Annotated in this window: 8 protein-coding genes; 3 read left to right on the top strand and 5 right to left on the bottom strand. The window is 48.0% G+C overall.

Going from position 1 to position 8,676, the window contains the following annotated elements:
• Window positions 1-101: 101 nt before the first annotated feature.
• The 5 genes from Q0991_RS01575 to Q0991_RS01555 form a co-directional block, all read right to left on the bottom strand.
• Complete coding sequence (locus tag Q0991_RS01575; RefSeq protein WP_012163613.1) at window positions 102-488, bottom strand: Na+/H+ antiporter subunit E; 387 nt, start codon at window positions 486-488, stop codon at window positions 102-104.
• Entirely contained in the window at window positions 485-1,915 is a 1,431-nt protein-coding gene (locus Q0991_RS01570) for a cation:proton antiporter (protein ID WP_299484841.1), read from the bottom strand. The genes Q0991_RS01575 and Q0991_RS01570 overlap by 4 nt, the downstream gene beginning before the upstream one ends.
• Window positions 1,912-2,247 (bottom strand): cation:proton antiporter subunit C, encoded by a 336-nt coding sequence (locus tag Q0991_RS01565; RefSeq protein WP_012163611.1) that lies wholly within the window; start codon window positions 2,245-2,247, stop codon window positions 1,912-1,914. The genes Q0991_RS01570 and Q0991_RS01565 overlap by 4 nt, the downstream gene beginning before the upstream one ends.
• 95 nt (window positions 2,248-2,342) lie before the next feature.
• Complete coding sequence (locus Q0991_RS01560) at window positions 2,343-3,731, bottom strand: cation:proton antiporter (RefSeq protein WP_299484838.1); 1,389 nt, start codon at window positions 3,729-3,731, stop codon at window positions 2,343-2,345.
• Between the two features lie 81 nt (window positions 3,732-3,812).
• Window positions 3,813-5,492, bottom strand: coding sequence for a SulP family inorganic anion transporter (locus Q0991_RS01555; protein WP_299484836.1), 1,680 nt, complete (start codon window positions 5,490-5,492; stop codon window positions 3,813-3,815).
• Between the two features lie 312 nt (window positions 5,493-5,804).
• Between Q0991_RS01555 and Q0991_RS01550 the strand changes: the two genes are divergently transcribed.
• The 3 genes from Q0991_RS01550 to Q0991_RS01540 all read left to right on the top strand — a co-directional run.
• Window positions 5,805-7,073, top strand: a complete 1,269-nt coding sequence (locus Q0991_RS01550; protein ID WP_299484834.1) for a glycosyltransferase family 1 protein — start codon at window positions 5,805-5,807, stop codon at window positions 7,071-7,073.
• 212 nt (window positions 7,074-7,285) lie between these two features.
• Window positions 7,286-7,627, top strand: a complete 342-nt coding sequence (locus Q0991_RS01545; RefSeq protein WP_299484832.1) for a hypothetical protein — start codon at window positions 7,286-7,288, stop codon at window positions 7,625-7,627.
• 320 nt (window positions 7,628-7,947) lie between these two features.
• On the top strand, window positions 7,948-8,676 hold a 729-nt coding region (locus Q0991_RS01540; protein WP_299484830.1), incomplete at its 3' end, for a calcium-binding protein.

Genomic DNA, 8,676 nt, shown 5'->3' with positions numbered 1-8,676 from the left:
GATACTGGCAAAGGCCAGCATTTTCTGCCACACATCCTCGTCCTGACAGGCTTCATAAATGGGAATGGCCAGGGCCAGAATCATCGCAATCAGGATGATATTCATGACTGCTTCCTCCGCTGAATCCGGTGGACTTCGTACAACCCTTCCTCGTGGTACTTCAACACAATGGTTTTCGGGGTAAAGGTAATCACGAAAATATCGAGAAAAATCAGGCCAGGAGTGCGCTGCGGTTTGACATGTTCCATCGTCATCGCTTCATAGCGATGGGGACGAACCATAATTTCAATCGCCTCAATAAAGGCTTGGGGAATGGCAATGATAATTTCCCCGATCGCGTGCAGCCAATCTTTTAAGGCTCCCGGATTGGCACGACGGGGCAGCAGTAAAGCCACACAGACGCCAATGATGGTATTGGCAATGCCAAAATCAGCGGTTAGCAAAAACCAAATGGCTAAACGCAGCAGAATATTCAGATAGCCAGTCATGCCAACACCATCCAGAACAATAGAACCAACATTAAGCTCATCCCCCCAATTAAATGTTCAAGCTGCTCCTGCACCCGTGGCAGTTTCAGCACTACCCGTCGAATCACTAACCAATAGACCAGCCAGCCAATCGCCACCTTCGCTAAGGCTTTACCGATATTGGCCACGGTATAGGCCTGGTAATAAGCACCATTGGCCGCCAGTAAGCCCCCCAACAGCAACAGCACCGCCACCCAGTATCCCGGTCGAATCGCCTTGGAGCCCCTTTGATGGGGCAAAAAGATAAATTTGGCAAAGGTGGCGACGGTGCCTACGGTGGCAATATTGAGAGCGAGCATTTGCCAGGGCAGTAGACTTTTTAGGGTTAAAGCCTTAGAGGCAAATCCAGCCCAGAGGGGAATACCGGAGATGGAGCAGCTGGCCATCACCAGAACTAACCATAGAGAACGTGGAATTGGCTGCTTGTGTAACTCCTGAAAATCTCGACTAGGCAAGGTGCCTGCGGTTAAAAAGAGGGTGGCTTTCACCAATCCGTGGGTCAAGGCATAGAACCCGCCCACAGCAGGGGCAGCCAGGATAAATCCGAGTTGGGAAATGGTGCTTTGGGCCAACAGTCGCTTAGTATCCTGCTCGAAGAGAGCCAAGCTAATCCCCAAAAAGGCGGTGCCAATCCCAAATAGGGTGATCACTGGGGCAACTGCATCCACCATTAAGGCCATCCGAGCCAAAGGAAAGACGCCTGTTTTGACCACAACGCCGGAAAGTAGAGCAGAGACAGGAGTTTCAGATTCGGAATGGGTTAAGGGTAACCACAACCCCGATACAAAGATGCCGCCTTTGGTCAGCAGTCCCAGGAAAATCAAGGCTAGGGCTTCTGGGGGTGCCTTTTCTAAGCCTGTAAAGGCAAAGGAGTTGTTGGCTTGGTACACCAACACAGCGCCCACCAAATAAAACAGCATGGCCGTATTGCTGATAAACAGGTAGCGCAGGGCCACCCAAATCGCCCGGTTGGTGCGGGGGTAAGACACCAGCAAAAAGGCGGCAATGCCAATCACCTCTAAGGCCACATATAAACTAATAAAGTCGGCGCAAATAAAGACGGCATTGACGCTGCCATGCAGAATAATGGTCTGGGTATAAAAAAATGCGGATTTCCCTGTCCCCCAGCAGTAGCAAATCACAGCAGCCGTGACTAGGGCATTGGTCAAGATAAAGTAGCCACTCAGATTATCAATCTGGAGGGTGACACCAAAGTTATCCATCAGCTCCACCATCAGTGGGGCTGACTCCATCAACACCCGAGCAGCATAGCTGGCAGACACCAAGGTCATGGCCAAGGCTAAGTATCGATCAACTTTAGGGACTAGATACCCTACAAACCCCACGAAAAACGGCAGGGCTATCCAAATAATTGTCAGGGTATTCATGGTGTGTAGGTCTTTTCAATCTCGCGGCTTTCCAAGGTGGGATTGTCGCGGGAGAGCTTCATGACGCCCACCAGCATCAAAGCCTGAATCGAAAAACCAATTACAATTGCTGTCAAAATCACGGCTTGGGGGACCGGATCCGCATAGGCCCCCTGATGACTATTTGTGAGAATGGGGGTGAAAAATCCTTGTCGGGCTGAGATCTTGACGTAATAGGCAATAACGCCAGTACTCATCACATCCATGGCAATAATCTTCATCATTAGATTTTGCTTGAGGATGATGCCGAAAAAGCCACAGAGAATCGTCGCAAAGATAAACGCTTCTAACATGGTGATTTTAAAAAGGGTTAATTAAAATAATGGGGTGCGAGAAATTGAGTGAAAGAACTGCGATAGCACCCCAGTATCAGAGTTCTCGACAGGTGCTAGTTGGCCGGAGACTCAATTGCGATCGCACCGCCTTTAAAGGCCACCCGTAACAACGGCGGAGCCACAAAGGTCGTTAGAATCACCATCGTGATAATCGCCGCTTCCAAGGGCTTATCCAAAACACCACTGGCTGAACCAATCCCGGCAAAAACCAAGCCGACCTCACCCCGAGGAATCATGCCGACGCCAATCGCGAAACGATTAATGCCGGGCTGACCAACAACCGTCCACCCTGTCATCAGCTTGCCAATCATGGCAACCACAATCAGAAAAGCCGCAATCACTAAACCTTCACGGTTTTCGGGCACTGCTGGATTGAGAACGCTTAAGTCCGCTTTAGCCCCCACCGTCACAAAGAAAATCGGGACGAGAATATCGGCAATAGGAATCACCTGTTGATCCAGTTCTTTGCGCTTATCGGTTTCATCTAGCACCAAACCGGCGGCAAAGGCCCCCAGAATTGCTTCTAGATGAATTGCATTGGCCAGGAAAGCCATGACAAACGCAAAGCTTAGAGCAGGAATCACCAGCTTCCCGCGAGTCTGGAGCTGATCGGCAATAGTCACAAAGGCTTGATTAAAGAATCGACCTAACAGGATGGAGCCAACCAAAAATGCCGTGGCACTGCCAATCAAATACAGGACATTGACAATATCTACTTCGCCGGTTTTGGCTAAGCTGGCCACCACAGCTAAAACGATAATGCCTAAGACATCATCAATAATGGCGGCACCGACAATGATTTGGCCTTCCTTTGATTTGAGAAAGCCCAATTCAGACAACACCTTGGAGGTAATGCCAATACTGGTTGCCGTTAACGCTGCCCCGGCAAAAATCGATGGAATTGTGGGCATATGGAACAGCAGAACCAGTCCGGCAGTCCCCGCCGCAAAGGGCGCTACTACACCGACTACCGCCACTAACACCGCTTGATAGCCTACTTCTGTCAGTTCACGCAGATCAGACTCTAAGCCGATCTCAAACAACAGAATAATCACTCCCAGCTCAGACAAAATCTCAATGATTTCGCTCTGGCTTTCAAAAATTGAGGTAATCGATTCCGCACTGAGATTGCCACCAATAAACTGCAGAATCGGCATTAAGGCAGAATCAGCAGCCACTGTGCCACCTTCCGCAAAAACCAGCAGGTGCAGGGCTGAGGCCCCAATAGCCACCCCTCCGACTAGTTCTCCTAATACAGGCGGTAAGTTTAAGAGCTGTGATAACTCACCGCCAAGCTTACTAGCCAGATAAATGACCACTAGGCTGAGGAGTACCCCTGAGAGGATGAGGGGCGCCTCATCTGCATTTGCTGTTGCTAGTAGCCAAGGTTGAGATATTCCGCCTAACGGAGCTATGGATAACGTATTGATAAATGTGTTCATATCACAACTTCAATTAACACTAATCAGTCAAATCCGAAAAACAGGGTTGACGTTGCCTGTCAATCCATGTGCGCGACCTGCTTAACTAGAGGTCGCAAAGCGATCCAGCTCATCAACACTTTGCCGTAAAGCGTCCACTCGTTCAGATAATAAATTCTCAGGAGCAATGCGGTCCCAAATTCCTAATTTGCCAAGACGACGCTTAGTTTGGCCCGCTGCCCCCACCACGAAAACGGAGCAACCTTTATCCAGGGCCTCATCAATAGCATTTTCAATAGTTAAAGAAGACGTAACGCCCATATGAGGAACATCGCTTAAATCCAGTATGAGGGCATCGCAATACTTTAGAGCTTTCTGTTCCCGAGAGATGGCTTTAGCTACGCCAAAAATCATCGGACCACTCAAGTGAAAGAGCAAAATTCGTCCCTGTCCTTGATCAAGTAATTTTTTCTCTTCTTCAGTGAGCTGGATTTCATCATCTGCATCGGTAATCGCCTTTACAGATTTGGACTGCAGCATACTGAGGCGATCAATCGTGACGATGTTAGCAATAAATACCCCAATCCCAACAGCTACCATCAGGTCCACAAACACGGTCAGGGCAATGACGCCATACATAATGGCGGTTCCTTTCCAAGACACCTGATGGGCACGCTTTAAGAAATCCCAATCAATAATATCAATTCCCACCTTGAGGGCAATCCCTGCCAACACCGCTAAGGGAATATTTTGGGTTAAGGGGGCCGCCCACAGAACCACAATCATCAGGATAAAAGCACGGATAAGCCCTGAGAGAGCCGTGCGTCCACCAGCTTGGATATTGACAACCGTGCCCATCGTAGCGCCAGCACCGGCAATTCCCCCACAGAGTCCAGACATCAGATTGCCAATCCCTTGACCAATCAGTTCTTTATTGGAGTTATGCTCTGTGCGAGTCAAACTATCGGCCACCACGGACGTTAATAGAGCATCAATACAACCTAAAACCGCCAAAATCATGGCATCCACGAACATCAATTGCAATTCCGTGGACGTAAAAACGGGCATCCTGAGGGTGGGTAACCCTGCATTAAAGGGTTCAATCCGATCGACGATGGCCCCTGGGAACAACCACATGGAAACCAAGGTACCCACTAATAGGGCAATCAATTGAGGGGGGAACCACTTCTTGAACTGAGTCGGCACAATGATGGGAATCAGGACAATAACAGCAACGGTGAGCAGACTCAAAAACAATGCTGAGGAATTGAGCCCAGACAACAGATTGGGTAAGTCTCCCAGCGTTCCCAGTACTCCACCTTTAGGTGCTTTCTCTCCGAGGAAAGGTCCCAGTTGCAGAATGACCAAAATAATACCAATCCCTGACATAAAGCCAGATACAACGGTATAGGGCATCAAAGTGACATATTTTCCTAAGCGCAGAACGCCAAACAGGATTTGGAGGACTCCGGCCATCATCACCACCGTAAAGGCCATAGCTAAGCCCTTCTCGGGATCGTCCGCCGCCGCCGTCAAATTGGTAATCACAGCAGTCATAATCACGGTCATGGGACCCGTGGGTTCAGAAATTAAGGTAGGTGTCCCTCCAAACAAGGCTGCAAAAAAGCCCACGAGAATCGCACCGTAGAGGCCTGCTGCAGGTCCTGCTCCAGAAGCAACACCAAAGGTTAGGGCCATTGGTAAGGCGATGACAGCAGCGGTGATCCCCCCAAAGAGGTCACCGCTGAAGTTTCGGAAATGGATTCGATTCGTTATCTGCATGGCTTAGGATTCTTGGTTGATTTTAATCAATGCTAACTAAAATGTACATTGCATTAAATCTATATGTAAAGTGTTGGTATGCAATTGCGGTTTTCTATGCCTAATGGGAACCAAAACCCCAGCTTATGGGTAGGGATCACATCCGGGATCGTTTCTGGATCAGGCATCAATCGTTTGCCGATTGTATAGAAACACGGTAATTCCATCAGTGAAGGTATAGTTGTAGGCTATGCTTTGTATAAAAATTTGTTGATTTCTTTTGTAAATTTTGGAAGTATTCTTGCTAAGTGTTACTTAGTTCTGCACAGGGTCATGAGTTCATCGAGTCCAATCTCACCCCATGGACAGCAAACCAGAGTTGCACTGATTTCTGTACATGGTGATCCTGCAGTTGAGATCGGTGCAGAAGAAGCAGGAGGCCAAAATGTTTATGTCCGCCAAGTCGGTGAGGCGCTAGCCCGTTTGGGTTGGCAGGTGGATATGTTTACGCGCAAAGCAAATCCACTGCAAGCGGAGCAGGTTCAACATTGCCCCGGTTGCCGCACGATCCGTCTCACATCTGGTCCCGCAGAATTTGTCAGTCGGGATGAAATCTTTGACTATTTACCGCAATTTGTCAGTGAGCTCTTAGCATTTCAACAGCGAGAAGGCTTTCAATACCCTTTGGTGCATACCAACTATTGGCTTTCAAGCTGGGTCGGCATGGAATTGAAAAATCACCAACCCCTAGCGCAAATGCATACCTATCACTCTTTGGGAGCGGTGAAGTATGCCAATGTTCCTAATATCCCAGCCATTGCCACTACACGGCTTGAGATCGAGAAGACGTGTCTAGAAACGGCGGACTGTATCGTGGCCACCAGTCCGCAGGAAGAAGCGCATATGAGATCGCATCTCTCCTCCCTTGGCAATATCCAGATTATCCCTTGTGGTACCGACATTGATCGCTATGGGGCGATCACTCGGACAGCAGCGCGCCAAAAACTGAGAATTCCCCAAGACGCTAAAGTTGTGTTCTACATTGGCCGCTTTGACCCCCGCAAAGGCATTGAAACCCTCGTTAGAGCCGTGGCCCAATCCCAATTTAGGGCGGATGATAACTTACAACTGATTATTGGGGGAGGCAGTCGTCCTGGCGGGAAAGATGGATTGGAGCGCGATCGCATCGAAGGTATCGTTCAGGACTTAGATCTGGCTAACCATACCCAGTTTCCTGGACGAATTAGCAATGACGCCCTGCCAGACTACTATGCCGCAGCCGATGTCTGCGTCGTGCCGAGTCATTACGAGCCCTTTGGTCTAGTCACAATTGAAGCAATGGCTAGCCGCACCCCCGTTATTGCCAGTGATGTGGGTGGGCTTCAGTTCACCGTTTTGCCCCATGAAACAGGTTTACTGGTCCCCCCCAAAGATGTTGCTGGCTTTTCCCGCGCTATTGATCAAGTACTGGCCGATCCACCATTGAGGGACCAATGGGGACAAGCTGCGCGTAAACGGGTGGAAACAACGTTTAGCTGGCAAGGGGTTGCCCAACAGTTGGGCCAACTCTATTCAGATCACCTACGCCAATTTACCCCTTAAGATTTCCCCTGATAAATCATTTCTCGACTCATAATCCAGACCCATAATTTAAGGTTCATCTCCAACGAACCCTGATTGTTATACAGAAGTTATACTGATTTTTCACTCACGAAAACAAGTTCGCAAACATCGAGTTGTCATATTAGATGAGTTGGCTTGCTAAGCACTCAGTGTGACTTTGAGCCGAATGCAACTATTGGGAGCAATTCGCTATGTCTTACACCCTCTTATTGGAAGACCATGTCGCGACCTCTTTAAAAACAAATTGTGCAGCATGTCAAAGCTATCAACCTTATGTCTTAGAGATGCCTGAGTACTTAACTCAAAGTGAAGCAAAATACACAGAAAAAATCTTCCGTACCATCTGCGAAGCCATTACCCGCAGCAAGTACATTGTTTTGGATTTAAAGAACACCCGGTCAATAGATAAGCATGGGTTGCAGATATTATCTGAACTGTTTTTGACCGCTTATAACTTCAACGTTGGCTTAAGCTTTGTAAACATTCCCACATGCCTGAAAAACCAAGGATCGCTGACAGGATTTACCTTATAGTTTTCTGATTTTAGTAACCATTAGCAGACAGATAAAAACAAGTCATTCAAAACAAAATAGTTATTTAATGCAATCTTTTCAAGCTGTATTTATCGCAGCTTGATTGCTTTTTATATGAGCATAAATATCTGATTGATAAGGAATATTTATCGATGAAACTATTGACCTTTTAGCTAACTTCAGTCTTTAAGCTTAAACAGTTAAAGCCAAGCAGACAACCCACAAAAAGGTTAATAAGTCTATCGAAAAGATAAGTGCAAGCTTTTCATAAATCTCAAGAAAATACGGCGCAGTTAGATAAACATAAAGAGAATACACCAGTGAGAATTACAAAAACTTTTTTCTTAAGCGATGGAGATGATATTTGGGGTGGCTGGGAAGACCTAGTTGACTATATCGTTTATGGCCGCAAAGGGAACGACACATTATATGGCTATAACGGTGACGATACGCTGTTTGGGGAAGAGGGAAATGACGAGATCTACGGCAGTTTAGGCGATGATTCTCTTGAGGGTGGCTCTGGCGACGACACCTTAAATGGCGGGGCTGGTGACGATACCATTCGTGGTCAAGAGGGGAATGACTTAATTTTTGGAGATGTCAGTAATGATTTCCTCTACGGCAATGCTGGTGATGACCTTATCTTTGGATACGACGGTGCTGATTTTCTAGATGGTGGCTCCGGTAAAGACTCTCTATACGGAGAAAACGACAACGATACCCTCTATGGCAGAGGTGGAGCCGATCTCCTTGATGGTGGCGTAGGCGATGATGTCTTATACGGTAATGGCGGTAAAGATGTTTTATATGGCTACACCGGTCAAGATAGTCTCGAAGGGGGCAACGGCCATGACATCCTCGACGGCGGCCCAGGCAACGACCAGCTCTGGGGCGGCAAAGGCAACGACTCCCTCAAAGGAGGCGCCCAAGATGACATCCTTGATGGCGTCCAGGCATCCAACAACAGTCATACCGGCATCAACACCATCGACACCCTATTAGGCGGAGCCGATGCCGACACCTTTGTCTTAGGAGATTCCATCTCCGCC

Origin of the sequence: Acaryochloris sp. IP29b_bin.137 (assembly GCF_028285745.1) — a bacterium.
In the GTDB taxonomy this organism is placed as follows: domain Bacteria; phylum Cyanobacteriota; class Cyanobacteriia; order Thermosynechococcales; family Thermosynechococcaceae; genus Acaryochloris.
Note: the sequence above shows the minus strand (reverse complement) of the source record. Positions and strands in the feature narration are given on the sequence as shown.

Bases quoted from the DNA above. Each gene is read 5' to 3' on its own strand.
- Q0991_RS01565 (WP_012163611.1), bottom strand. From the start codon at position 2,247: ATGTTAGAAGCGTTTATCTTTGCGACGATTCTCTGTGGCTTTTTCGGC.
- Q0991_RS01560 (WP_299484838.1), bottom strand. From the start codon at position 3,731: ATGAACACATTTATCAATACGTTATCCATAGCTCCGTTAGGCGGAATA.
- Q0991_RS01575 (WP_012163613.1), bottom strand. From the start codon at position 488: ATGACTGGCTATCTGAATATTCTGCTGCGTTTAGCCATTTGGTTTTTG.
- Q0991_RS01570 (WP_299484841.1), bottom strand. From the start codon at position 1,915: ATGAATACCCTGACAATTATTTGGATAGCCCTGCCGTTTTTCGTGGGG.
- Q0991_RS01550 (WP_299484834.1), top strand. From the start codon at position 5,805: ATGAGTTCATCGAGTCCAATCTCACCCCATGGACAGCAAACCAGAGTT.
- Q0991_RS01545 (WP_299484832.1), top strand. From the start codon at position 7,286: ATGTCTTACACCCTCTTATTGGAAGACCATGTCGCGACCTCTTTAAAA.
- Q0991_RS01555 (WP_299484836.1), bottom strand. From the start codon at position 5,492: ATGCAGATAACGAATCGAATCCATTTCCGAAACTTCAGCGGTGACCTC.